This window comes from Streptomyces sp. NBC_01334 (genome assembly GCF_035983595.1).
In the GTDB taxonomy this organism is placed as follows: domain Bacteria; phylum Actinomycetota; class Actinomycetes; order Streptomycetales; family Streptomycetaceae; genus Streptomyces; species Streptomyces coriariae.
Map to the genome: position 1 here is coordinate 7799696 of NZ_CP130718.1, position 25067 is coordinate 7824762.

The window sequence follows — 25067 nt, forward strand, 5'->3', positions numbered from 1 at the left end:
AGTCACCATGACCGGACTGCGGTACGTGTACGCCGTCTGCCACCCCCTCGGCGCGCCCCTCCAGGCCGACCTGCCGGGGGTGGCGGGCGATCCGCCCCGACTGCTCACCCACCGCGGCCTGATCGCCGTGGTCAGCCATGTGCCGGAGCGGGACTTCGCCGAGGAGCCGCTCCGCCGCCGCCTGGAGGACCTGGACTGGCTGACGGAGACCGCCCGCGCCCATCAGCAGGTGATCGACTCCCTCACGGCCGTCACCACCCCGCTGCCGCTCCGGCTCGCCACGGTGTTCCGGGACGACAGCGGGGTCCGCGTGATGATGGAGGAGCGCGAGGAGGACTTCCGGCGCGTCCTGGACCGGCTCGCGGGGCGGGTCGAGTGGGGGGTGAAGGTCTACGTCGAGCCCGAGGCGCAGGAGGCCGAGCAAGCCGTGACGAAGCCGGCTTCGGGCCGGGACTACCTGATGCAGCGGCGCTCGAAGGCCCGGGCCCACGACGACACCTGGCAGCGTGCCGAACGGTTCGCCGGAAATCTCCACGAGACGTTGTCCGCGCACGCCGAGGACGCCCGCCTCCACCCGCCGCAGAACTCCGCCCTTTCCAAGGCGTCCGGACAGAATGTGCTGAACGCCGCCTATCTCGTTCCGCGCGCGGAGTCCGAGGAATTCGTGGAAATGGTGGACCGCACCAAGGGGGAGGAATCCGGAATGCGTGTCGAACTCACGGGGCCATGGGCGGCCTATTCCTTCGTGGAGTCCGCCGGTGAGCCGGGGGAGGGCTCATGACCGTGGTGGAGCGCCGTGAGGTCGCCCTCGTCGACCTGCTCGACCGGCTGCTGGCCGGCGGGGTCGTCATCACCGGGGACATCACGCTGCGCATCGCGGACGTCGACCTCGTCCGCATCGACCTCAACGCGCTGATCAGCTCCGTCAATGAGCAGGTACCGTCGCCATGGGGGGATTCGCCGTGACCGAACGCCGCAACCATCTCGACCTCGAGCCCGACACCGTCGAGCGCGATCTGGTGAAACTCGTGCTGACCGTCGTGGAGCTGCTGCGCCAGCTGATGGAACGGCAGGCGCTGCGCCGCTTCGACACGGGCGACCTGAACGAGGAGCAGGAGGAGCGGATCGGGCTCACCCTGATGCTGCTCGACGACCGCATGACCGAGCTGCGCGAACGCTACGGACTGCGGCCCGAGGACCTCAATCTGGACCTCGGGCCGCTGGGACCGCTGCTTCCCCGGGAGTGAGTCGCTCACGCCCGGGGAAGCGGGTGTTGCTTTATTGCCTTATTGCTTCGGCGCCTCGGTTCACCACCTGTACCAGCGACCCCTGCCTCCCGCGGAAGTGGTTCCGCGAGCCAGGAAGCCGATCAGCCAGAGGACGAGGACCGCGAGTGCGATCCACCAGAGCAACTTCACCGCGAATCCGGCGCCGAAAAGAATCAGCACCAGCAGCAGAACCAGCAGAACGGGAACCATAGTGTCAACCTCCTGCAATGCGTGTTTCCCGGATTGCAGGAATCATTCGCGCTTCATTTGCTGATGGTCCGCGATTCGTCCGCGGATCAGCCGGACTTTCGGCACAGGATCTCCGCGTGCAGGACGCTGAACCAGCCGTCCTCCCGCCGTCCCCACTCCCGCCAGGCCTCCGACACGGCGTGCAGTTCGTCCGCCGTGGCGTGGCCGCCCCGGGTGGCGCGCTCGGCGTACGCCGAAGCCACGGTGCGGTCGGCCCACAGGCCGCTCCACCAGGCCCGTTCCTCGGCGGTGCTGAAGGTCCAGGTGGCGGAGGTGGCCGTGATGTCGGTGAATCCCGCGGTCAGCGCCCAGGACTTCAGCCGGCGCCCGGCGTCCGGTTCGCCGCCGTTGGCCCGGGCCACCCGGCGGTACAGGTCCAGCCAGTCGTCCATCCCGGACGAGGCGGGGTACCAGGTCATCGCCGCGTAGTCCGAGTCGCGGACGGCGACGTAGCCGCCCGGCTTCGTCACCCGCAGCATCTCGCGCAGCGCCTGCACGGGGTCGCCCACGTGCTGGAGCACCTGGTGGGCGTGGACGACGCAGAAGGTGTCGTCCGGGTAGGCCAGGGAGTGCACGTCGGCGACCGCGAAATCGGTGTTGGCCAGACCCCGCTCGGCGGCCGTGGCCCGCGCCTGCTCCAGGATCCCCGGCGCATGGTCGACGCCGGTGACGTGCCCGTCGGGGACCAGGGCGGCCAGGTCGGCGGTGATGGTGCCGGGGCCGCAGCCGATGTCCAGGATCTTCATGTGGGGCTTCAGCGAACCGAGCAGGTAGGCCGCGGAGTTGGCGGCGGTCCGCCAGGTGTGCGAACGCAGCACCGACTCGTGGTGTCCGTGCGTGTAGACGGCCGTCTCCTGTGCTTTCGGCATGGCTCTACCTCTTCTCGACGAACCGGATCCCCGGGTCCCCCACGGTACGCCGATGCTCGAATGGTGAGACCGATTGTCTTGGGATGTGGGCTGACGGCTCGTCAGTCGCCCTCCGTGCCCGGCCGGCTCCGCCGACGGAGGCGCGCGGCGTGCCGGACGGTGAACGCGGCGCCGACGCCCAGTGCCGCGCCCGCGAGCACGTCGCTCGGGAAGTGGACGCCGGTATACACCCGGGACATCGCCACCGAGAACGCGACCGGCGCCACCACCGCGCCCCAGGCCGGCGACTCCAGGGCGATTCCGGCCGCGAAGGCCGCCGCCGACGCGGAGTGACCGGACGGGAAGGAGGTGGTGATCGGCTGCCGCTTCAGCCGCCGCCCCAGCGGCACCGCGTCCAGCCCGGGCCGGGACCGGCGCACCGAGCGCTTGCCGACGGTGTTGATGGTGAGGGACGCCAGGCCGAGGGAGGCCAGCCCACGCACGGCGGCGCGGCGGGCCCGGGGCGTGCCGGACACGGCGAGGGCCGCCGCCGTCGCGAACCAGAGCACGCCGTGGTTCGCGCTGCGGCTCAGTCGCGGCAGGATCGGTTCGGCGGCCGGCCAGTGCCGCTCGGCGGCGAACACGAACACCTGGTCGTCGAGGGCGAGAAACAGATCGCGCAGGCCGTGCCGGCCGGGCTTCAGGACGGTGAGATCGACGTCGGGCATCATGCGCTGCGGGTACCCTGAAGTGGCCGTTTCTTGTGCGGGGGCGGCTTTCGACATCGGAGGGTCACTGCATGCGCCTGCTGCTCGTCCGCCACGGCCAGACCCCCACGAACGTGGACTACCTCCTCGACACCGCCGTCCCCGGCCCCGGCCTCACCGCACTCGGCGCACAGCAGGCCGCCGCCCTGCCGCAGGCCCTCGCCGACGAGGACATCGAGATCCTCTACGCCTCCACCCTCGTGCGCACCCAGCTCACCGCCGCCCCGCTGGCCGCCGCCCGCGGCCTCGACGTCCTCGTCCGCGACGGCATCCGGGAGATCTCCGCGGGCGATCTGGAGATGGCGTCCGGCAACTCGGAGCACGGCGAGATCTACATGCGCACGGTGTTCGCCTGGGCGGCGGGCGACGTCGGGCTGCGCATGCCGGGCGGGGAGAGCGGCGCCGAGTTCCTGGCGCGGTACGACGCCGTGGTCGCCGAGGCCGCGGCGAGCGGCGCGGGGACCGTCGCGATGGTCAGCCACGGCGCCGCGATCCGCGGCTGGGCGGCCACCCGCGCCGACAACGTCGACGTTCCCTTCGCCGCGGTCAACCGCCTCGCCAACACCGGCACCGTCGTCCTCGAGGGCTCCCCGGCCGACGGCTGGAAGGCCCTGTCCTGGGCGGGCGCGACGGTCGTGCCCGCAGGCGAGGGCGGCCCGGCGGGGCAGCCGGTGGCGGGCGCCGGCGGCTGACGGTCGGCGGCGCGCTTCCCCGGCCCGCCGCGCATAACGGTTTGCCGCATCCCGCGGGCGGACCGCAGAATGCGTCCCCATGGGACACCTGGAAGCCGCGCACCTCGAGTACTACCTCCCCGACGGGAGGGCGTTGCTCGGCGACGTGTCCTTCCGGGTGGGAGAAGGGGCCGTGGTGGCGCTGGTCGGACCCAACGGCGCCGGCAAGACGACCCTGCTGCGGCTGATCTCGGCCGAGCTGAAACCGCACGGCGGGACCGTCACCGTGTCCGGCGGCCTCGGCGTGATGCGCCAGTTCGTGGGCTCCGTGCGGGACGAGACGACCGTCCGCGACCTGCTGGTGTCCGTGGCCTCGCCCCGCATCCGTGAGGTCGCGCGGGCCGTCGACAAGGCCGAGCACGCGATCATGACCGTCGACGACGAGGCCGCGCAGCTCCAGTACGCGCAGGCCCTCTCCGACTGGGCCGAGGTGCGCGGGTACGAGGCCGAGACGCTCTGGGACATGTGCACCACGGCCGCCCTCGGCGTCCCCTACGACAAGGCCCAGTTCCGCCTCGTCCGAACCCTCTCCGGCGGCGAGCAGAAGCGGCTCGTGCTGGAGGCGCTGCTGCGCGGCACCGACGAGGTGCTGCTGCTCGACGAGCCGGACAACTACCTCGACGTGCCCGGCAAGCGGTGGCTGGAGGAACGGCTGAAGGAGACCCGCAAGACGGTCCTCTTCGTCTCCCACGACCGCGAACTCCTCTCCCGCGCCGCCGAGAAGATCGTCTCCGTCGAGCCCGGCCCGGCCGGCGCCGACGCCTGGGTGCACGGCGGTGGTTTCGCCACCTACCACGAGGCCCGCCGCGAACGCTTCGCCCGCTTCGAGGAGCTGCGCCGCCGCTGGGACGAGAAGCACGCCCAGCTGAAGAAGCTGGTCCTGAGCCTCCGTCAGGCCGCCTCCATCAGCCACGAGTTGGCCTCCCGCTACGCCGCCGCCCAGACCCGACTGCGCAAGTTCGAGGAGGCCGGTCCGCCGCCGGAGCCGCCCCGCGAGCAGGACATCACGATGCGCCTCAAGGGCGGCCGCACCGGCGTCAGGGCGGTCACCTGCAAGGGACTGGAGCTCACCGGTCTGATGAAGCCCTTCGACCTGGAGGTCTTCTACGGCGAGCGGGTCGCCGTCCTCGGCTCCAACGGCTCGGGCAAGTCGCACTTCCTGCGGCTGCTGGCCGGCGACACCGTGACGCACACGGGGGAGTGGAAGCTCGGCGCGCGTGTGGTGCCCGGGCACTTCGCCCAGACCCACGCCCACCCCGAGCTCCTGGGCCGCACCCTCCTGGACATCCTGTGGAGCGAACACTCCCAGGACCGGGGCGCGGCCATGTCCCGGCTGCGCCGCTACGAGCTGACCCAGCAGGCCGAACGGAGCTTCGACCGGCTCTCCGGCGGCCAGCAGGCCCGCTTCCAGATCCTGCTGCTGGAACTGCAGGGCGTCACGGCCCTGCTCCTCGACGAGCCGACCGACAACCTCGACCTGGAGTCCGCCGAAGCCCTCCAGGAGGGTCTGGAGGCCTTCGACGGTACGGTCCTCGCCGTCACCCACGACCGCTGGTTCGCCCGTTCCTTCGACCGCTACCTGGTCTTCGGCAGCGACGGCCGGGTCCGGGAGACCCCGGAGCCGGTGTGGGACGAGCGGCGCGTGGAGCGGGCCAGGTAGGGAGCCGGCCCGCACGGAGGGCCCGGGGGCCGGAATGTTCGTACAGTGGAGGCGGAGACGTGCTCCCGGGGGTACCCGAACCGCATGGACGAACACGACGAGCGGGGCATGACCATGACCGGAGTCGACCCGGACCGGCTGGACGACCAGCAGCTGATGAAAGAGCTGGAGACGATCCACCGCACGCGCCACGACACCCTGCTGTACGGCTCGAACGACGCCCTGCGCGCCCACAACGGTCGCATGGCCCAGCTGGAGGGCGAGTACCTGCGCCGTAACCCGCGCCGCTTCGTCTCGCCGGGCCGCACCCGGGACGGGGCGAGGGAACGGGCCGTCGGAGTCGACGAGGTCCGCTCGCGCCGGACTCCGGCCGGGCGCAGGGCGCCCGGGGAGGGCGGCGGTCCGGCGGGCACCCCGGTCGGCAAGTGGGGTCCGGGACGCCCGGGAACGACGAGCGGCCCCGGCGGGACCTGAGCCCACCGGAGCCGTCCGACCGCTTGCGGTCTCTCGGGTCCCTCGCGGTTTCCTCCGTCTGGTGCGGTGCTCTGGTGCGGTGCTCTGCGATGCCTGTGGGCGTCCGGATGTCTGTGGGTATCCGGTCGGTCGCAGACTGTCTACAGTGTCCCGCAGACCGCAGACCGCAGACCGCAGACCGCAGACCGCAGACCGCAGACCGCAGACCGCAGACCGCAGACACTCGGTCGTCGGCTAACGGTCGTCGGTCAACGGTCAGCGCGCTTCCTGTGTGAACACGTCCAGGAACGCCTCGCAGAAGGCCTTCAGATCGTCCGGCTTGCGGCTGGTGACGAGCTTGTTGGGGCCGTGGTCGCAGATCTTCACCTGCTCGTCGACCCAGGTGGCGCCCGCGTTGCGCAGATCCGTCGCGAGGCTCGGCCATGAGGTCAGGACCCGGCCCCGTACGACGTCCGCCTCGACGAGGGTCCACGGGGCATGGCAGATCGCGGCGACCGGCCGGCCCTGCTCGAAGAAGTCCTTGACGAACGCCACGGCCTTGCCGTCGGTGCGCAGGAAGTCGGGGTTCGCGACGCCGCCCGGCAGGACCAGCCCGCCGAAGGACTCCGCGGACGCTTCACCGACGACCTCGTCCACCGAGAACGTGTCCGCCTTGTCGAGATGGTTGAACGCCTGGATCTCGCCGGATTCGGTCGACACCAGGACGGGCTCGTGGCCCGCGTCCACCGCCGCCTGCCAGGGGTCGGTGAGCTCGACCTGCTCGACGCCTTCGGGTGCCGTCAGAAACGCGATGCGCATGAGGTTCAACGTCCTTTCCGTGTCCTTGCGGCCCTTACGTCAGTGGGCCCGTTCCCGTCGGCCGGGTCCCGCGCCGTCACCGGCCGCTCCCGACCAGCGCCTCGGCCAGCTCCTGGACATTGGTGTAGCGGTCCTTGCCCGGCAACTGCCGGACCGCATCCACCAGCGCGTCCGGCGCGTTCTTGCGGCGCAGACCCACGGCCAGCGCGCTCGCGCCCGCGGGGAAGGAACTCCGTACCAGGGTCCTTGCCAGCTCCAGCCGCACGGTCTCCAGCGTCGCCCGGGAGCTCCCGGGCACCACCGGCCCGCCCCAGATCTCGGGGTCGTCCTCGGCGGACGGCTCGGGGTCGTGCCACTCCTCCACCCGCGTGGGGTGTCCGGACCTCAGCAGACCCTGCAATTCGTGCTTCATCTCGTCGTCCCGGTGCACGCTCAGCCGGTCGCTGCCTCGCTGCATGTCTCTCCCTCCGGGTCTTCGTCGGTGTCGGTGGCCACCGCGTACCCGAGGACAGGGAGCCGACACGGGGTCGCCGGGCTACTTCTCCTGCCGCCCCGGCAGGAACTCCTGCACCTTCGCCCTGAAGCCCTGCTTGATCATGGAGCCCCGGTCGGGGTCGCCCTTGAGGGCCGAGGCGACCGTGGCCTCGATCTGCTCCCAGGTGGCGTGCGGCGGGACCGGAGGCACGGCCGGGTCGGTGAGGAACTCGACGACCGCGGGGCCGTCCGCCTCGAGGGCCGTACGCCAGCCCGGCTCCACGTCCTCCGGCCTCTCCACCCGCACCCCGGTCAGCCCCAGGGAGCGGGCGAACGCCGCGTACGGCACGTCCGGCAGCTCCTGCGAGGGCAGGAACGACGGGGCGCCGCCCATGGCGCGCATCTCCCACGTCACCTGGTTCAGGTCGCGGTTGTTCCACACCGCGACGACCAGCCGCGGGTCCGGCCAGCGGTCCTGGTACTTGGCGGCCGTGATCAGCTCCGCGAGTCCGTTCATCTGCATCGCCCCGTCCCCGACCAGCGCGATCACCGGCCGGTCCGGATGAGCGAACTTCGCGCCGATCGCATACGGCACGCCGCAGCCCATCGTCGCCAGCGTGCCGGAGAGGGAACCGCGCATGCCGGGGCGCATCGTGAGGTGGCGGGCATACCAGTTCGCCACCGAGCCCGAGTCCGAGGTGACGATCGCGTCCGGCGGGAGCAGCGGGGACAGCGTGCGGGCCACGTACTCCGGGTTGATCGGGTCGGCCGACAGCCGCGCCCGCCGGTCCAGCACGTCGTCCCAGCGCCGTACGTTGTCACAAACGGTTTCGAACCATTCCCGGCCGCGTTCCTCGCCCCTGATCATCGGGATCAGCCGGCGCAGGGTCTCCCGGGCGTCGCCGACGAGGTTCACCTCGTACGGGTAGCGCATCCCGATCATGTGCGGATCGATGTCGATCTGCACGCCCCGCGCCTTGCCGAACTCCGGCAGGAACTGCGTGTACGGGAAGGACGAGCCGATCGTCAGCAGGGTGTCGCAGTCGCGCATCAGCTCGTAGGACGGCCGGGTGCCGAGCAGGCCGATCGAGCCGGTGACGTAGGGGAGTTCGTCGCTCAGCGCATCCTTGCCGAGCAGCGCCTTCGCGACGCCGGCGCCGAGCAGTTCGGCGATCCGCTCGACCTCGTTCCGGGCGCCGGCGGCGCCCTGGCCGATCAGGATCGCCACCTTGTCACCGGAGTTGAGGATGTCGGCGGCCGCGCGCAGGGACTCCTGCGACGGGATCGTCGTCCCACCGCTCAGGCCGAGACTGGACGGCACCATCTTGAACTCGTGGGTGGGCGCATCGTAGGCCAGTTCCTGCACGTCGCCGGGGATGATGACCGCGGTCGGGCAGCGGCGGGCGCAGGCCGTGCGGATCGCCCGGTCCAGGACGTTCGGCAACTGCTCGGGGACCGTCACCGTCTCCACGAACTCCGAGGCGACGTCCTTGAACAGCGTGTGCAGGTCCACCTCCTGCTGGTACGAGCCGCCCATCGCCGAGCGGTGCGTCTGGCCGACGATCGCGAGGACCGGCACATGGTCGAGTTTCGCGTCGTACAGGCCGTTGAGCAGGTGGATCGCACCCGGCCCCGAGGTCGCCACGCACACCCCGAGGCGGCCGCTGAACTTGGCGTAGCCGACCGCCTCGAAGGCGGACATCTCCTCGTGCCGCGACTGCACGAAACGGGGTTCGTCCCCCGCCCGGCCCCAGGCGGCGAGCAGGCCGTTGATGCCGTCGCCGGGGTAACCGAAGACCTGCTCCACCCCCCACTCCCGCAGCCGCTGAAGGACGTGGTCGGAGACCTTGACGCTCATGGAAGTGACCTCCTGGGCAGGGGACATGGACACGATGTGAAGGTCGTGTCCCGTTCCGTGTGACCCCTGGGGCCGCCGGAAAACCTGGGCGGGAGTTTGGCGGGGGTAGTCCGGGGCAGGCGCGCCACAGTGCTTCGGACCGGAGGCACGTCCGTGGGAGGCAGCGACTTCGCGCCCCCGGGCGGTCCGGTCGGGCTGCTGTCGTGCTCCCTCGGTGACCGGCCAACCCAGAGCACTTCCGAGGAGTTGCCACACCCCATGCCGAACAGAGCGAACGCGAAGCGCCATCCGCACGACGACGCCCCCGACACCGCCGACGCCTTCCGCAGGCTCGCCGCCCTGCCCCCGGGGCCCCAGCGCGACACGCTCCGCTCCCAGATCGTCGAGGCCTGGCTGCCCATGGCCGACCGTCTCGCCGGCCGTTTCCGCAGCCGCGGCGAAGCCTTCGACGACCTGCGTCAGGTCGCCGCCCTCGGCCTGGTCAAGGCCGTCGACCGCTACGACCCCGAACTCGGAAACGCTTTCGAGAGCTACGCCGTCCCCACCGTCACCGGCGAGATCAAGCGGCACTTCCGCGACCACATGTGGACCCTGCACGTGCCGCGCCGCGTCCAGGAACTGCGCAACCGGGTGCGCTTCGCCGACCAGGAACTGGCCCAGACCGTCTCCGGGCGGCGGCCCACCGTCGCCGAGATAGCCGAGCGCGCGCAGCTCAGCGAGGAGGACGTGCGCATCGGGATGGGGGCGCTGGAGAGCTTCACCGCGCTGTCGCTGGACGCGGAACTGTCGGGCGGCGAGGACGGCTACTCGCTCAGTGACGTGCTGGGGGCGGTGGACCCGGCGCTGGGCACGGTCGTCGACCGGGAGGCCGTCAGGACACGGCTCGCCGCGCTTCCCGAGCGGGAGCGGGCGATCTTGTACATGCGGTTCTTCGAGGACATGACGCAGAGTCGGATCGCGGAGCGGCTGGGCATCTCGCAGATGCATGTGTCGCGGCTGATCAACCGGTGCTGCAACCGGTTGCGGGAACAGGTCATGCACGACGTGGCGTAGCAGGAACCCGCAGGGCGGGGGCGGCGGTCACCCGGTTGGTGGCCTGTTGTCCCGCCAATGGCGTCCGGCCGCGCGCGGCCGGCGGGTCCTCGGGCTCTGATGGCTGTGGGGTGGCAACGCCCCGCCCGCAGCCGTCGGCCGAAGGAACCGTCCCATGCGTCGCACCGCTCACCTCCTCTCCACCCTCGCCGTGGCCGGCGCCGTCCTGGTGGCCGTCGGTCCGGCGGCGTTCGCGGACCCGGCGGCGGAGGTCAGCCCGGGCAGCGTCGCCCCGGGCGGCAGCGTCACCGTGTCCGTCTCCTGCGGCCCCCTCGGCGCCACCGCGCCCGAAAGCCTCGACGCCACCTCGCAGGCCTTCGCCGAGGGCACTGTCAAACTGAGCAAGGTCCCCGGCGCCGACGGCGCGCAGTCCGGGCCCGCCTACCAGGGCACCGCCCGCATCGCGCCCGCCGCCGATCTCGAGGTGAGCCCGGAGGCGGTCGGACCCGACGCCGCCTGGACCGTCGACGGCAGCTGTCCGGCGGCGCCCGGCGGACAGGGCAAGCCGTGGAGCGCGACGCTGGACGTCGCCCGTGGCGTCCCACAGCCGTGCGGGTCCGCGTCCGCCGCGTCCTGCGCCACCGGCCGGCCGTGTCCGCCGGAGCAGGGCACCTCCTCGGGGCACACCGACACCTGCCGCACCGTCGAGCCGTGCGCCCCGCCCGAGTCCCAGCCCCGTGCCGCCGCGTCCCACGAGGCCGGTTGCGCCCCCGCCACCGTCGGGCACGGTGTGCAGGCCGGTGAGGGCGGCGCCTTCACCGACTCCGTCCCCGCGCTCGCCGCCGGTGGCCTGCTGATCGCCGGCGCGCTCGGCGCCGCCGTGCACCGGCTGCGCCGCCGGGACCCCGAGAGCGGCGTCTGACCCGCCGGAGGGCGGGTCCGGCCCGGGCTGTGACCGGCGCAACGTGCCCGACGGCCATGGGGTGCGGTCCCACGGGGTACTCAGAGCCCAGGGGCACGACCGGCCCCGTACGAGCGCCCGGCCCCCGCACGGCCGCCGGGCCCCGCACGGGACGCGACGCCCCGCCCGGCCCACGACGACGTCCGACAGCCGGGTGCGGCACCGCGCCACGGGCATGGCACCGGGCACGGCACCAGGACCAGGCAGGACACCAGGACCAGGCAGGGCATCGGGGACGGACTGCGCGGAGGACGGCATGCGGCGGACGGCAGTGGAGGACCACGGGCCCGTACGCTACGGCCCGCCACTGCCCCTGGACGGCCTGCCGGTGCTGCCGGAACTCGTCTCGGTGCTCGCCCGGGCCGCCGGCCGCGCCGACGCCGAGCCGGTCGGCGGCGGCCCCGACCTGCTCGATGCCGCCCACGGCTACTGGGAGCGGCGTGGGACCCCCGCCGAGCCGGGACGCATCGTGGCCGGCCCCGGCGCCCCCGCCCTGCTGCTCGCGCTGACGGCCGCCCTGGGCGGCGACGTCCTGGTGCCCCGGCCCTGCGCGGCCTGGTGGGCGCCGTACGCCCGGCTGCTGGGGAGACCCGTCTTCCATGTGGCGACACCCGCCGAGTGCGGCGGCGTCCCGGACCCCTACGCCCTGCTGGAGACCGTGCGCCGGGTGCGCGCCGAGGGCGGCGACCCGCGGCTGCTGGTGCTGTCCGTCGCCGACGACCCCACCGGGACCGTGCCGCCGCCCGAGGTGCTGCACGAGGCGGTGGAGGCCGCCGCGGGCGAGGGCCTGCACCTGGTCAGCGACGAGACCTGGCGCGACACGCTGCACGCCCCGCAGGACACCGTGCTGGTCAGCCCCGCCGAGATGCTGCCCGAGCAGGTCACCGTCGTCAGCGACCTCGCCGGTGCGCTGCTGCCCACGGGCTGGCCGGCGGCCGTCGCCCGGTTCCCCGCCTCGGCCGTCGGCGACGACCTGCACGCGCGTGTGCTCGACGTCCTCACCGCGCTCGGCGCGCGCGTGGCCGCTCCGGTCGCCGCCGCGGCCGCGTACGCCCTGACCGAACCCGAGCCGGTCACCGCGCGCGTCGCTGCCGCCGTACGACTGCACGCGCGCGTGGCGGACGCCGTGCACGCCACCGTGGTCGCAGCGGGCGGCCTCGCCCTCCCGCCCCGGGCCGGCCGTCACCTGTACGTCGATCTCGGTCCGCTGCGCACCGCGCTTGCCGCGCACGGCGTCGGCGACGCACAGGACCTGGAGGACTTCCTCGCCGCCCGGCTCGGGATGCCCGCGCCGGGCGGACACCGCTTCGGGGACGAGCTCGGTGCCCTGCGCGTCCGGCTCTCCACGGGCATGCTGCTGGACGGTACGGACGCGCAGCGCACGGAATGCCTCACGTCACCCGCACCGTTGGAACTGCCACACGTGCAACGCGCGTTGATGCTCTTGAGGTCGGTCTTCGACGATCTCCGTGACGACGCTCAGCGATGGGAGCCTCCTCGATGACGCAGCAGTCCGAGTCGACCACCACCGGCACGGTGACCACCGAGAACGCCGACGCCCCGGCCCCCCTGGCCCCGCTCGCACCCGCCGCCCCGCCGCTCGCCGAGCCCCGCCCCCTGGGAGAGCGGCGGGTGTGGCCGCGGACCTTCCACGACCGGCTGACCTCACCCCTGCCCAACCTCAAGGCCTTCGCCCGGTTCGCCCGCGAGGGTTCCGTGCGGCCCGGCAGGGACGGCCTCGCCGACATTCCCCGGCTGCCCTTCGCACCCGCCCCGCTGCCCCGGGTGGACGCCCGCACGGTCGCCGTCTCCTGGGCGGGGCACGCCAGTTGGGTGGTGAGCGTCGGCGGCCTCACCGTCCTGACCGACCCGGTCTGGTCCCGCCGCATCCTCGGCACCCCGGCCCGGATCACTCCCGTCGGCGTCCCCTGGGAGGCGCTCCCGCGCGTCGACGCCGTCGTCATCAGCCACAACCACTACGACCATCTCGACGCCCCCACGCTGCGCAGGCTCCCGCGCGACACGCCCGTGTTCGTGCCGGCCGGGCTCGGACGCTGGTTCCTGCGCCGCCGGTTCACCCGGGTCACCGAGCTGGACTGGTGGGAGGCGGCCGAACTCTCCGGCGTGCGCTTCGACTTCGTGCCGTCCCACCACTGGTCCAAGCGGTCCCTCACCGACACCTGTCACTCCCTCTGGGGCGGCTGGGTGCTCACCGACCCCGACGGCCGCCGCGTCTACTTCGCCGGTGACACCGGCTACGGTCACTGGTTCTCCCGGATCGGACAGCGCTACCCGGGCATCGACCTCGCCCTGCTGCCCATCGGCGCCTACGACCCCCGCTGGTGGCTCAGCGACGTCCACTGCGACCCGGAGGAGGCGGTCCGCGCCACCCTCGACCTCGGGGCGCGGCGCATGGCCCCGATGCACTGGGGCACGTTCGTGCTGTCCGCCGAACCCGTCCTCGAGCCCCTCACGCGCGTGCGCGCGGCCTGGGAGAAGGCGGGGCTCGACCGGGACGACCTGTGGGACCTGCCGGTGGGAGGCGCACGGGTACTGGAGTGACGCGGGTACCGGAGCCGTACGGGTGCTCAAGTGACGCATGTACTGGAGCAGTACGGGTACCGGAGAGGCTCGCGTACCGGAGCACCTCGGGTGCGGGAGCGGCACGTGTACCGGTGTGGCAGGCGTACGGGTGTGAGACCGGTCCGGCACACCGCGGCTGCCGTACCGGCACGGGCGCCGGACCGGCACGCCTCCCGGACTACGCGGCCCTGGTTCCCCGGGCCCGGCGCCACAGGCTCGGGGCCGCGCTGATCACCACGGTCAGCGCGACCGCCGCGACCACGCCCTCCCAGGGCTCGGGGAACAGCGAGCCGCCGAGGATCCCGATCAGCTGGTAGGTCACCGCCCAGGCCAGGCACGCCGGGAGATTGCCCCGCGCGAAGCGGCGCAGCGGCCACTCCGCCATCAGACAGGCCAGCATCACCGGTATCCGGCCCGCAGGCACCAGTCGGGACAGCACCAGTACGGCCGTGCCGTGGTGGGCGAGTTTGTCCTGCGCCTGCTCGAGCCGCTCCTCGGGAGCCCGCGAGCGGATCGCCTCCAGCCAGCGCGAGCCGTTCTTCGACCGCATCCCGCGCCGCCCCAGCCAGTACAGCGCCGCGTCCCCGCAGAACGCCGCGAGCGACGCCGTCAGGAACACCATCGCCAGCGCGAACGGCACCGTCTGATGGACGGCGACCGCCGCCGCCGTACTGACCAGTGCCCCCGTCGGCACCACCGGGACCAGCGCCCCGATCAGCACCAGGAGGAACAACGACGGATAGCCGAGGGCCTGCTGCGTGGCCTCCGTCGGCACGACCGTCACGGTCGCGGCGAGCCACCACTTCACCGGGAGACCTCCGGGCGCACACTCTCGCCGTGCCCGAGCCGGTGCACCACGACCCCCGGCGCGCGTTCCGCCGCGAGCCGTACGAACTCCTCGCCGGGAGCATGGAATTCATGGGGGCGCACGGCGTCCATGCCGATCGGCCAGTACGTGCCGTAGTGCACCGGCACCGCGGTGCGCGGCGCCAGGCGGACCAGTGCCTCGGCCGCGCGCCCCGCGTCCAGGTGCCCCTCGCCGAGATGCGGCCCCCAGCCGCCCACCGGGAGCAGCGCCACGTCGACCGGCCCGACCTCCTCGGCCATGTCGTCGAACAGGCCGGTGTCCCCGGCGAAGTACGTCCGGGCCTCGCCCTCGACGACGTACCCGAGCGCGGGGGAGCGGTGCCGTCCGACCGGCAGCCGGCGCCCGTCGTGGCGCGCGGGCACGGCCCGTATCCGCACGTCGCCGACGGTGGTCTCGTCCCCCGGTGCCATCTCGCTCAGCCGCAGATGCCGCAGGCGGCGCAGCCCGGGGACGGCGCGCGGCGCGCCCCGGGGCACCAGCAGGCGCGTGCCCGGCGCAAGGAGCGCCAGCGAGGGCACATGCAGATGGTCGGCGTGCAGGTGGGAGACGAGCGCCACGTCCGCGCGCCGGGCGCCGGGCGGGGGCAGCGCGCCCCGGCGGCGGCGCAGATGCGCGAGGCGGCGCGCGAACAGGGGATCGGTGAGCACGCGTACGTCCGAATCCTCGACCGTGCAGGTGGCGTGCCCCCACCACGTGATCTCCACCGCCACCTCTTTGCCTCCTTCGCGCGACTCCCCCGAAGCCTACGGGCAGGAGTAGGGTCGGCGGCGAAACCCGGAGGTGAGGGGGACGCCATGGGACCGGTGCGGGTCACGGCGATCGCGAGTCTGACGCCGCTCGAGGAACTGGACGCCGATCCCTTCCTGGTGGACTCCCGCAGCCAGCACGCGATGTGCGCGCGGTGGGCCGCCGAGCGCGGATACGTCGTCAGCCGGGAACTGCTGGTCAGCGGGCTGCGCGCCGACCACTGCGTGCTGTGGGACGGCATCCGGGCCGGCGTCGACCTGTTCGTCGCGCCCAGCCGCCGGGTGCTGGAGAGCGCGCTGTCGTCCGTGGAGGAGTTCTCCGCGGAGTGCGCGCGGCGCGGTGTGCGGGTGGAGACGGTCGGCAGCGCCGAGCCCGCCTACGACGCGCAGATGAAGGCCCGGGTGCACCGGCGACTGTCGATGCCGACGGCCGGCTACGACGGGCGGTAGCCCCGGGGTGCCCGTCACCGCGATATGACAGGGTGGAGGGCGGCCCCCGGGCGTCGGGGCCGGAACGTGAGGTGTACGGGGCGTGCGTGGGGTGCGGTGGCGGCGGGCCGTCAGTCAGGCCGGGCGGAGCGCCGCGGTGTGGGGCGTCTCCACGCTCACGATGCTGGTGCTCGCGGGGATCCTGCCCGACTTCCGGCTCCAGTCCGCCGACGGCGCCAGCGCCACCACCATCGCCAGGACCGCAGCCGTCGGCGCCGGGGTGTTCGGTGTGCTGTCGGCCCTGGCCTGGCCCCTGCTGGTGCGCCTGCTGTTGCTCGTACCGGCGCTGGTCCTCGGCCTGCTGGTGTTCTTCCTCAACGGCTCGCTGCTGCTGCTCGCCCTGCGCCTGAACCCCTCCGGGCAGAGCGAGGCCGCCCCGGAGACCGCCGTGATCGTCGCCGCCGTGATGTCCGCCGTCGCCTCCGCGACGGGCGGCGCCCTGGCCGTACGCGACGACGACGCCTACCGCCGCCGCCTGTACCGGCTCGCCGACCGCCGCCGAAGAGGCGGCGCCGCCTGCCCCGCCACGCCCGGCACCGTCTTCCTCCAGCTCGACGGCGTCGGCCACGACGTGCTGGCCGCGGCGGTGCGCAAGGGACTGATGCCGACCGTCGCCGGATGGCTGGGCAGCGCCCCGCAACAGGGCCGTGGGCAGGGCCGCGCGGGCGGCGGCGCCCCTCGCGCCAGCCACCGGCTCACCCGGTGGCACACCGACTGGTCCAGCCAGACCGGCGCCAGCCAGCTCGGCATCCTGCACGGCAGCAACCACGACGTGCCCGCCTTCCGCTGGTACGAGAAGGACACCGGGGAGGTGATGGTCTGCAACCGCCCCACCAGCGCCGCCGAACTCCAGCGCCGCGCGGTCGAGCGCACCGGTGACGGCGGACTGCTGTCCGCCGACGGCGCGAGCCGCGGCAACCTCTTCGGCGGCGGAGCGGACGAGCAGGCCCTCGTGCTGTCCATCGCCGCCCGCCGGCGCAGCCGGGAGACGCGGTCCAGGGCCGGCTACTTCGCCTACTTCTCCGACCCGGCCAACGCCGTGCGCACCGCGCTGTCGTTCGTCGCCGAGGTCGGCCGCGAGACGGGCCAGTCCACCCGCGCCCGGCTGCGCAAGGAGCGCCCACGCGTCGGACGCGGCGGCCTCTACCCGCTCGTCCGCGCCTTCGCGACCGTCGTCGAACGTGACGTCGTGGTGGCCGCCGTGATGGGCGACATGCTCGCCGGCCGCACCGCCGTCTACGCCGACCTGGTGGCGTACGACGAGGTCGCGCACCACTCCGGGCCGCTCGGCCGGGACACCGAGCAGGTCCTCGGCCGCCTCGACCGGGCGCTCGCGCTGATCGAGAACGTCGCCGAGCACGCGCCCCGCCCCTACCGGATCGTCGTCCTGTCCGACCACGGCCAGAGCCCCGGCGAGACGTTCCACACCCGCTACGGCCTCACCCTCGGCGACCTGGTGCGGGCCGGCTGCGGGCTGCCCGTGCCGCGCAAGGCCGAACGCACCCACAGCGGCGCCGAGGCCCGGGCGGCCGTCCGCGCGGCGCTGCGACGGCCCGTCGAGGAGAGCGGCGAACGCCACCGCCCGACCGGCCGCCGCTCGGAACCGATCGTGCTGGCCTCGGGCAACCTCGGCCTGATCTCGTTCCCGGACGTGCCGCACCGGATGAGCAAGGAGGAGATCGACGCCCGCCATCCCGCCCTGCTCACCACCCTCGCCAACCACCCCGGCGTCGGCTTCCTCCTCGTCCGCAGCGAGGAGCACGGCGGGGTCGTCCTCGGCGCGTACGGCGCGGAGATACCGCTCGACCGACTCGACCGGACGCCCGGCCCGCTGGCCGCCTTCGGGCCCGGAGCCGCCGACGCCGTGCGCCGCACCCACTCCTTCCCGCACACCGCCGACATCATGGTCAACTCCTTCCACGACCCGGCCGACGGCGAGGTCCTCGCCTTCGAGGAGCAGATCGGCTCCCACGGCGGCCTCGGCGGCGCCCAGGCCAGGCCGTTCCTGCTGTCCCCGCTCGCGCTGTCCGCACCCGTCGAGGACGACGAGGAGCTGATCGGCGCGGAGCATGTGCACCGCGTCCTGCGCCGCTGGCTGCGCGAGTCCAACGGGCCCCAGGTACCGCTCGAGACGGCGCCGGAGGAGCGCGCCGCCTGAAATTGGGCTGCGCCGGAGGAGCGCGCCGCCTGAAATTGGGCTGCGCCGGAGGAGCCGTACGCACACACTGTCCGTACCGGTCCGGTCGTCCGGATCCCGCGCGCTCGCGCCCCCTTCCGCATCTCTCGAGGAGCCTCTGCTTTGCAGGCTGCCGTCACGGTCACGCCCTCCCGTATCCCCGAACTGCTGCTCGGTCTCGCCACCGTGCGGCCGGTGTTCCTCTGGGGCGCCCCCGGTATCGGAAAGTCCTCCCTGGTCAGGGACTTCGCCGAGTCGCTGGGGCTGGAGTGCGTGAGCCTGCTCGGTACCCAGCTCGCGCCCGAGGACCTGATCGGCGTCCCCCAGATCCGGGACGGGCGGTCGGTGTTCTGCCCGCCGGAGGCCATCGCCCGTGACGAGCCGTACTGCCTCTTCCTGGACGAGCTGAACGCGGCCACGCCCGACGTCCAGAAGGCGTTCTACTCCCTCATCCTCGACCGGCGGATCGGCAACTACGAGCTCCCCGAGGGCTCGATCGTCATCGGCGCCGGGAACCGGGCCACGGACAACGCGCTCGCCCGGCCCATCGCCTCCGCGCTCGTCAACCGCCTCACCCATGTCCACCTCGAGGCGTCCGCGAAGGACTGGCTGACGTGGGCCGCGAACAACGACATCCACCCGTGGGTCCTCGACCACCTCACCGACCGGCCCGACCACCTGTGGTCCAAGCCGCCGAAAACCGAGGAACCGTTTTCCACCCCCCGTTCCTGGCACATGCTCTCCGACGCACTGCACTCCTTCGGGCCCGACGTCGACGAGGACACCCTCACGGTGCTGGCGCACGGCACGCTGACGCCCACGCACGCCACCGCCTTCCGCGGCTACGTCAAGATCGTGCGCAGCCGGTACGGCATCGAGGCCATCCTCAAGGGCGAGGCCCCCTGGCCGCGCCGGGTCGAGGACCGTGACCTGCTCTACTACCTCGCCGACTCGTTCCGCGGCCGGCTCGTCAAGGAACTCCCCGCCGTCCGGGAGCACATGTCGGCGAAGGGCCGGCAGACCGCGTACCGCGCCAAGTCGCTGCTCGTGCAGCTCGCCGAGATATCCGTCGAGGTCGCCCAGACCGTCATCGCCTCCGACGCCGACGGCAACCCGGTGCTGCCCGCCTGGTTCCTGGTCGAGGCGGCCCGGGACATGCCCCGCCTGGTGGAGGCACGCCGGTGAAACGGGAGGACCGCGACAAGAAGAAGCGGGACCTCGCCGCTGAGGCGTTCGAGGCCGGGCGGCTGGCGCTGCGCGGCAACCCGGCGCTTGCCGCCGTCGACTTCGACACCTGCCGCCGCGAGGAGTGCACCCTGGCTCCCCGCGACGGACTCGTCCGCGCCGACTCCAACGGCACTCTGCACGCCCACGCCACCCGGCTCGCCGACCCCGACCTCTGGGCCTGGTCCCTCGCGCACGCCGCCCTCCACCTCGGCTTCGGACACCTCCCGGCGGCCCCGGGCGAGCGTGCCCAGCCCGACCGGTACGACCTCGCCGCGCGCTGCATGGTCGTCAACCGCTTTCTGCTGACGTTTCCGGTCGGCCGCGCCCCCGACGAGCTGCCGCTGTCGTACCCGGGCGGTGACGAGGAGCAGCTCGCCGCCCGCTGGCGGCGCACCGGGCTGCCGGCCGCCTACGAGCACTGCGGCACCGCGGGGACGGCAGCCGACCAGGTGCTCGTGCGGTGGACCTGGTCCGGGCGCCGGATACCGGACTGGCCGCTGGCCTTCGCCACCGCCCTGACCCGGACCGTGTCCGCCGCGATGGACATGGCGGGCGGCCGCCGCGCCTCCCTCCACGGCGAGGTGACCCCCCTGCGGCCCTGGGAGCGGGCGCTGAGCTGGTTCGTCTCGTCCTACCCCCTGCTCGGCGGTCTCGCGGCCGGCATCAAGCTCGTCGCCGACGCCGAACTCGCCCGCGCGCACGGCATCTCGATCGCCGCCGTGAACGCGGAGGCGGGGGAGATCTACATCAACCCGCTGCGCCGCTACGAGGACGAGGAGTGGCGGTTCGTCCTCGCCCACGAGATGCTGCACGCCGCCCTGCGCCACGGCGACCGCTGCGGCACCCGAGACCCCTACCTCTTCAACGTCGCCTGCGACTACGTCGTCAACGGCTGGCTGCGCGAGATGCAGGTCGGCACCATGCCCGAAGGGCTGCTGTACGACGCCGAGTTGGCGGGACTGTCCGCCGAGGAGGTCTACGACCGCATCACCGTGGACCTGCGCCGGATGCGGCGACTGGCCACCCTGCGCGGCAAGGGCCTCGGCGACATTCTCGGCGCCCCGCTCGGCCCGCCCTGCGACTATGTCGACCTCGACGGCTTCTACCGGCGCGGTCTCGCCCAGGGCCTCGAGCTGCACCAGCGCCAGGAACGCGGCTTCCTGCCCGGCGGGTTGGTGGAGGAGATCCGTGCCCTCAGCCACCCTCCGCTGCCCTGGGACGCCCGACTGGCCCGCTGGTTCGACGAGTTCGTGCCGCGCCCCGAGCCGGTGCGGACCTACGCCCGTCCCGCGCGCCGGCAGGCCTCCACACCCGACATCCCGCGTGCCGGCCGCTGGTTGCCGCCCGAGGAGATCGCCCGCTGCACCTTCGGCGTCGTCCTGGACACCTCCGGCTCCATGGACCGCACCCTGCTCGGCAAGGCGCTCGGCGCCATCGCCTCGTACGCCGAGGCCCGCGACGTCCCGGCCGCCCGCGTCGTGTTCTGCGACGCGGCCGCGCACGACGCAGGCTATCTGCCGGTCACCGAGATCGCCGGCCGGGTCCGTGTGCACGGCCGCGGCGGTACGGTCCTCCAGCCCGGCATCGACCTGCTGCACCGCGCCGACGACTTCCCGCCGGGCGCGCCGCTGCTCGTCATCACCGACGGCTGGTGCGACGTGCTGCGGGTACGGCGTGAGCACGCGTACCTGATCCCGCAGGGCCGGCGACTGCCGTTCACCGCGCGGGGGCCCGTGTTCCGCGTGCGGTGAACGACTCGCCGTACCGGGCGCGTCAGTGGCGGGCCCAGTGTCCGGAGCGGACCCTCCCGAAGTCGTTCATCAGATGGACCGCGGGGCCGCCGAAGCCGCCCCCGGGGGAGTCGGTGAAGGACACCACGGTGCCCAGGGAGTCGGCCAGCGACATGAACTTGCTGAGGGTGACCCGGTCGTCGCGGAACTCCTGGGCCGGATGGTGGGCGTGTGCCGCCTCCAGCGCCTTCAGGTGGCGTTCGAGGCGGCGCTTGGCCGCTTCCTTGTCCCGTTCGTACAGGTCGTCCAGCGCATGGAAGGTCACCTCGCTCGTCCACAGTCCGATGCCGTGCACCAGGACCGTCTCCGCGGCGAGGGAGGTGTCCCGCGCCAGGTCGAACTCGTGCCGACGGCTCTCGCGGGCCAGGGTGTCCACGTACTGCACGGTCGCCGTCCCCAGCGCGGACGGCTCCCGGCCGGTCGGCACCCGTACCTCCAGGACCACCCAGTAGGTCTCCTCGAAGGCGAGGTCGGGTGCGAAGATCCGCATGCCCTTCTCGGCGGTGATGATGTCGGGCAGGGCGTCGGCGCCGTAGTCGCTGCGGGCGCGCTCGGCTGCCTGCCGGGCCTGCTGGAACACCTCTGCCCGGGCTCTCGGGTCGGTGACCGGGTCGTGCCCGTACACGTGCCGGATCTCCACCGCCGGGTCGATGTCCAGCCGGAGCTGGATGTCGACCGCGGCCAGGTGGTCGCGTCGGCCGAGGTCCTCCAGCAGATCGGCCTTGACCTGCTCGGGCCGGGTGACGAAGGTCGAGTGTCCGCCGGCCACCCCGGCGAGCGCCGACAGTTCGGGCATGCGCGCGTCGGAGCCGAAGCCGAAGCACGACACGGTGAAGCCGCTGCGCACCCGGGCCCCGATGTTCCTGCGGATGTTGACCCAGTCCCGTTCGCCGGAGTTCGGGGAGCCGTCGGACAGGAGATACAGGCAGTTGACGGTGCGCCCGCTCACCGCGTTGCGGCTGATCTCGTCGATGCCGTACTGCACCCCGAGGTTGATGTCCGTGCCGCCGTCCGCCTCCAGTCCGGAGACGACCGACGCGAAGCTCCCCGACCGCTCCAGTTCCTCCTTGGTGGCCGCGGGCAGGACGGTGCGCACCCGGTGGTCGAAGGTGATGATGCCCAGGCAGTCGGTGGGACGCAGCTGTCCGTAGATCGTGTGCAGCGACGACTTGACGGTGTCGAGCTTCTCGCCGTGCATCGAACCGCTGGTGTCCACGACGAAGACGAAGTTGACGGGCAGCGGTGCGGAGGCGAGAGCAGGGTCCGCGGGCGTCGGGCCGGCCTTGAGGGCGATCTCCACGAAGTGGGTCGTCGCCTCGTGCGCCTTGAACTCACCCGTCACCGCGGTGAGTCCATGACTGACGGCGATGGCCTCCCCGCTCCGCGGTCCGGGAACCTGCCCGTCCCGGGACACCACGAAGTCGTCGAACCTGATGTGCTCCTGCCCGACGATCACGCCCTGCTCGATGAGTTCCTTCACCCCGAGCGCGGAACGGGTGCCGAAGGCGTTGTTGCGGCGCACGTAGAGGCCGTCGTGGGGGAGGGGACGGGAGATGTCGCGGGGGGTGTGGGGACGGCCGGGGGGACCGGCCGGCCACCCGGCGGAAGCGGGCGTCGAGGGGGGCGGCAGCATGAAGTCGGCGTCCGGCCGGAGGAAGTCGGGGAGCGGTGCCGAGTCATGGGAGGGCTGCGGGCTGGCGTAGCTGGGCGGCGGCGCGGCCTGGGCCCTGTAGGAGTCGGTGTAATAGGTGGGCTCGCTGTCGCCGTCGAAGGGCAGGCAGCGGTCCTCGACGGGCGCGGCGTGGGCAGCCCCTGCAGCTTGCGGGGGCGGGTTCTGGGCGGCCCGGCGGCCCCTCGGCATCAACCGGTCCGACAGTCCGGTGTCCGAGGACTCGTCTCGAAGTTCGGCAGAGGAACGCCAGGTGGCCTCGGGCGCCGTGGGCCACGGCCGGATCACCAGCCCCTGCCGCAACCAGTGCCACAGGGGTTCGTCGGGACTTCCCGGGGGCGGAGTCGTGACGTCGCGATGGATCACGACGGTGAACCCGTCCGACGGCGCGTACAACGGGTCGAACGCCGTCGTCAGGGTGGGGGCGGCCGACAGACCGCGGGCTTCCGCGAACGCCCGGCACTCCGCCTCCCGCCCACTGTGACGGTGACGGGACAACCATCCGCGCCCCGGTGCCGACGGTAACCGGGTGAGCAGCAGCGCCGGGCCCGGCAGCGGCGGCCCCGGCACGGGCGCGGTCCCTCCCGCGCCCGTGCCGCACATCACCAGCACGCCCCGGGCCCGCAGGAAGTTGGACAGGACCTCGCCGTTCGGCGGCGACGGTGCCGGGGCCCCGTCGCCGGGATGGACCAGGACGACAGCGCCGGGCCGGTTCGCGACGAACGCGTCGACCTCCTCGGGTGTCCGGGCGATCATCGGGGCCGGTGACCCTGACCACCGGGACTGCCGCCGGAACCTCCTCTCCCATGCCTCGCCGGTGCCGTCTCCGGCGAGCGGCCCCACGTACAGGACCGTCTCCGCGCTCGCCGCGGCGTTCGGTTCAGTCGGCATGCACACCCTCCGTGGTTCTTGTGGGAAGCGGACAGCGCGTCTCGAAACCGGTCCGGGTACGCATCCCGCCGTCGAACATGTTCTCGGCCCGCAACCGCCGCAACCACGTGTCGAGTTCGGCGCTCAGCCCGGTGCTCTCCCCGGCCAGCCGCACCGCCTGGTCCCGCTGCGCCGGATCGTTGCCGAGCAGCAGAAGCATGATCTTCAGGGCGAGGGCGTGCGGGCTGCGGGCGTCCAGGCCCAGTGCCTCGTCGGCATAGCGGGCGGCCCCCTGCTGGTTTCCCCGGGCGAGGGCGATCCGGGCCTTCCAGTACCAGAACTCCTCCGACTCCCGGTCCAGACGTGACGCCTCCAGCGCACGCTCCGCCGGCTCCGGCTCGTTGCGCTCCACATGTCTGCGCACGGTGGTGAGCGACCGCTCGACACCGGTCGTTCCGGCGGCACGCGGTGCCCGGCGGGAGCCGCCCGTGGCCACCCGGGCCGCGATGAACAGCACGGCCAGCAGGAACACCAGGAGCATGCCGACGAGCACGACGAACTGCTGGACGCTCTTGCTCTCGGCGAGCGTGGCGAAGATACCGAGGATCGCGACGGTGAAGGTGAGCACGATGACAGCGCCGAAGAGGGCGGTCGCCTGGGTCGCGGTGAGCGCACGGAACATCTTGTTGCGGATGATGTCGCGCACGAAGTCCCGGTAGAGCAGGTACAGCACACCGAGCGCGACGCCGCCAAATCCCGCTATGCCCCCGAGGACTTGGAAGAGTTCGAGCATGTATGGACTGTATGGCTTCACCATGTCGCCCGTCAGGACTTCCGAGGGCAGTGATGCCCGGCTGTGATATCCGGCCGAAACGGGCGAAGCCCCGGCGACGCGCCCGGCGGTGGCCGCCCTGTCCGGTGGGTGGATCGACGCCGGGTGTGATCGGATGGGTGCAAGGCATCCGTCCACGGAACCGCCCGCTGTCTCCACCGTCACAGTTCGAAAGGATTCGTCGTGGCAACCACGCGCTCCGCACACACCGTCTGGGAAGGCAACCTGCTCGAGGGCAACGGGGTCGTGACCTTCGACTCCTCCGGCATCGGTCAGCAGCCGGTGTCGTGGCCTTCGCGCGCCGAGCAGGCCAACGGCAAGACCAGCCCGGAGGAGCTGATCGCCGCCGCCCACTCCAGCTGCTTCTCCATGGCGCTGTCGCACGGCCTGGCCGGTGCCGGCACGCCGCCCACCAAGCTCGTCACGTCCGCCGACGTCACCTTCCAGCCGGGAGAGGGCATCACCGGCATCCACCTGACGGTGGAGGGCACCGTCCCCGGCCTCGACGACGACGCGTTCGCCGCCGCCGCCGAGGACGCCAAGAAGAACTGCCCGGTCAGCCAGGCGCTCACCGGCACGACCATCACCCTGTCGGCCAAGCTCGCCTGAGCCGCCGCGTCGGGTCCGGGGCGCGGGAGCCGTACGAGGCCCCCGCGCCCCGTCGTGCCGTCAGGACCACGCCGGGCAGGGCCGCCCC

Annotated in this window: 23 protein-coding genes and 2 pseudogenes; 15 read left to right on the top strand and 10 right to left on the bottom strand. The window is 72.8% G+C overall.

What is annotated here, in order from left to right; translation table 11 throughout:
* Nucleotides 1-7 precede the first annotated feature (7 nt).
* Genes OG736_RS34760 through OG736_RS34770 form a run of 3 tightly spaced genes read left to right on the top strand, consistent with a single transcriptional unit; the run spans nt 8 to nt 1247 of the window.
* On the top strand, nt 8-781 hold the full coding sequence (locus tag OG736_RS34760) for a GvpL/GvpF family gas vesicle protein (protein WP_327185914.1): 774 nt from the start codon (nt 8-10) through the stop codon (nt 779-781).
* A complete protein-coding gene (locus tag OG736_RS34765; RefSeq protein ID WP_142266908.1) occupies nt 778-966 on the top strand; it encodes a gas vesicle protein in 189 nt (62 codons plus the stop codon). The genes OG736_RS34760 and OG736_RS34765 overlap by 4 nt, the downstream gene beginning before the upstream one ends.
* Complete coding sequence (locus OG736_RS34770; RefSeq protein WP_327185915.1) at nt 948-1247, top strand: gas vesicle protein K; 300 nt, start codon at nt 948-950, stop codon at nt 1245-1247. The genes OG736_RS34765 and OG736_RS34770 overlap by 19 nt, the downstream gene beginning before the upstream one ends.
* Nucleotides 1248-1307: 60 nt before the next feature.
* Here the strand turns inward: OG736_RS34770 and OG736_RS34775 are convergent, their stop codons facing one another.
* The 3 genes and pseudogenes from OG736_RS34775 to OG736_RS34785 all read right to left on the bottom strand — a co-directional run.
* Complete coding sequence (locus OG736_RS34775; RefSeq protein WP_020125589.1) at nt 1308-1478, bottom strand: hypothetical protein; 171 nt, start codon at nt 1476-1478, stop codon at nt 1308-1310.
* An 86-nt stretch (nt 1479-1564) separates the two neighbouring features.
* Nucleotides 1565-2386 carry a class I SAM-dependent methyltransferase gene (locus OG736_RS34780; protein ID WP_327185916.1) on the bottom strand — a complete coding sequence of 274 codons (822 nt, stop codon included), beginning with the start codon at nt 2384-2386 and terminating at the stop codon, nt 1565-1567.
* 119 nt (nt 2387-2505) lie between these two features.
* Nucleotides 2506-3096 (bottom strand): annotated as a pseudogene (locus OG736_RS34785) (phosphatase PAP2 family protein); the annotation flags it as partial.
* Nucleotides 3097-3164: 68 nt separating this feature from the next.
* Between OG736_RS34785 and OG736_RS34790 the strand changes: the two are divergent.
* From OG736_RS34790 to OG736_RS34800, 3 genes and pseudogenes are all read left to right on the top strand, one after another.
* Nucleotides 3165-3824, top strand: a complete 660-nt coding sequence (locus OG736_RS34790; RefSeq protein ID WP_327185917.1) for a histidine phosphatase family protein — start codon at nt 3165-3167, stop codon at nt 3822-3824.
* A 79-nt stretch (nt 3825-3903) separates the two neighbouring features.
* Nucleotides 3904-5523 carry an ABC-F family ATP-binding cassette domain-containing protein gene (locus tag OG736_RS34795; protein WP_327185918.1) on the top strand — a complete coding sequence of 540 codons (1620 nt, stop codon included), beginning with the start codon at nt 3904-3906 and terminating at the stop codon, nt 5521-5523.
* A gap of 84 nt (nt 5524-5607) precedes the next feature.
* Nucleotides 5608-5862: pseudogene (locus OG736_RS34800) on the top strand (DUF6158 family protein); the annotation flags it as partial.
* Nucleotides 5863-6252: 390 nt separating this feature from the next.
* Here OG736_RS34800 and OG736_RS34805 read toward each other — a convergent pair.
* The 3 genes from OG736_RS34805 to OG736_RS34815 all read right to left on the bottom strand — a co-directional run bounded on the left by OG736_RS34805 (nt 6253) and on the right by OG736_RS34815 (nt 9127).
* The gene (locus OG736_RS34805; RefSeq protein WP_327185919.1) at nt 6253-6795 is read right to left on the bottom strand and encodes a type 1 glutamine amidotransferase domain-containing protein; all 543 of its coding nucleotides are present in this window, start codon (nt 6793-6795) and stop codon (nt 6253-6255) included.
* A 76-nt stretch (nt 6796-6871) separates the two neighbouring features.
* On the bottom strand, nt 6872-7252 hold the full coding sequence (locus OG736_RS34810) for a DUF2795 domain-containing protein (protein WP_327185920.1): 381 nt from the start codon (nt 7250-7252) through the stop codon (nt 6872-6874).
* Nucleotides 7253-7330: 78 nt separating this feature from the next.
* On the bottom strand, nt 7331-9127 hold the full coding sequence (locus OG736_RS34815) for a thiamine pyrophosphate-requiring protein (RefSeq protein ID WP_327185921.1): 1797 nt from the start codon (nt 9125-9127) through the stop codon (nt 7331-7333).
* A gap of 258 nt (nt 9128-9385) precedes the next feature.
* Between OG736_RS34815 and OG736_RS34820 the strand changes: the two genes are divergently transcribed.
* From OG736_RS34820 to OG736_RS34835, 4 genes are all read left to right on the top strand, one after another.
* Nucleotides 9386-10180, top strand: a complete 795-nt coding sequence (locus OG736_RS34820) for an RNA polymerase sigma factor SigF (RefSeq protein WP_327185922.1) — start codon at nt 9386-9388, stop codon at nt 10178-10180.
* A gap of 154 nt (nt 10181-10334) precedes the next feature.
* A complete protein-coding gene (locus tag OG736_RS34825; RefSeq protein ID WP_327185923.1) occupies nt 10335-11081 on the top strand; it encodes a hypothetical protein in 747 nt (248 codons plus the stop codon).
* 295 nt (nt 11082-11376) lie between these two features.
* Nucleotides 11377-12624: an aminotransferase class I/II-fold pyridoxal phosphate-dependent enzyme gene (locus OG736_RS34830; protein WP_327185924.1), complete on the top strand. Its 1248-nt coding sequence runs from the start codon at nt 11377-11379 to the stop codon at nt 12622-12624.
* A complete protein-coding gene (locus OG736_RS34835; RefSeq protein WP_327185925.1) occupies nt 12621-13682 on the top strand; it encodes an MBL fold metallo-hydrolase in 1062 nt (353 codons plus the stop codon). Before OG736_RS34830 ends, OG736_RS34835 begins: the two co-directional genes overlap by 4 nt.
* 199 nt (nt 13683-13881) lie before the next feature.
* Here the strand turns inward: OG736_RS34835 and OG736_RS34840 are convergent, their stop codons facing one another.
* Nucleotides 13882-14511, bottom strand: coding sequence for a DedA family protein (locus tag OG736_RS34840; RefSeq protein WP_054241583.1), 630 nt, complete (start codon nt 14509-14511; stop codon nt 13882-13884).
* Nucleotides 14508-15281, bottom strand: coding sequence for an MBL fold metallo-hydrolase (locus OG736_RS34845; RefSeq protein ID WP_327185926.1), 774 nt, complete (start codon nt 15279-15281; stop codon nt 14508-14510). Before OG736_RS34845 ends, OG736_RS34840 begins: the two co-directional genes overlap by 4 nt.
* 84 nt (nt 15282-15365) lie before the next feature.
* Between OG736_RS34845 and OG736_RS34850 the strand changes: the two genes are divergently transcribed.
* The 4 genes from OG736_RS34850 to OG736_RS34865 all read left to right on the top strand — a co-directional run bounded on the left by OG736_RS34850 (nt 15366) and on the right by OG736_RS34865 (nt 20960).
* Nucleotides 15366-15767, top strand: a complete 402-nt coding sequence (locus OG736_RS34850) for a hypothetical protein (protein ID WP_327185927.1) — start codon at nt 15366-15368, stop codon at nt 15765-15767.
* 82 nt (nt 15768-15849) lie between these two features.
* Nucleotides 15850-17964 carry a phage holin family protein gene (locus OG736_RS34855; protein ID WP_327185928.1) on the top strand — a complete coding sequence of 705 codons (2115 nt, stop codon included), beginning with the start codon at nt 15850-15852 and terminating at the stop codon, nt 17962-17964.
* A gap of 141 nt (nt 17965-18105) precedes the next feature.
* A complete protein-coding gene (locus OG736_RS34860) occupies nt 18106-19167 on the top strand; it encodes an ATP-binding protein (RefSeq protein ID WP_327185929.1) in 1062 nt (353 codons plus the stop codon).
* The gene (locus tag OG736_RS34865; protein WP_327185930.1) at nt 19164-20960 is read left to right on the top strand and encodes a vWA domain-containing protein; all 1797 of its coding nucleotides are present in this window, start codon (nt 19164-19166) and stop codon (nt 20958-20960) included. The genes OG736_RS34860 and OG736_RS34865 overlap by 4 nt, the downstream gene beginning before the upstream one ends.
* Nucleotides 20961-20982: 22 nt before the next feature.
* Here the strand turns inward: OG736_RS34865 and OG736_RS34870 are convergent, their stop codons facing one another.
* Nucleotides 20983-23559, bottom strand: coding sequence for a VWA domain-containing protein (locus tag OG736_RS34870; protein WP_327185931.1), 2577 nt, complete (start codon nt 23557-23559; stop codon nt 20983-20985).
* Nucleotides 23549-24331: a tetratricopeptide repeat protein gene (locus OG736_RS34875; RefSeq protein WP_327185932.1), complete on the bottom strand. Its 783-nt coding sequence runs from the start codon at nt 24329-24331 to the stop codon at nt 23549-23551. The genes OG736_RS34870 and OG736_RS34875 overlap by 11 nt, the downstream gene beginning before the upstream one ends.
* 222 nt (nt 24332-24553) lie before the next feature.
* On the opposite strand from OG736_RS34875, the gene OG736_RS34880 reads away from it, so the two are divergent.
* Entirely contained in the window at nt 24554-24979 is a 426-nt protein-coding gene (locus OG736_RS34880; protein WP_020125610.1) for an OsmC family peroxiredoxin, read from the top strand.
* Nucleotides 24980-25067 lie beyond the last annotated feature (88 nt).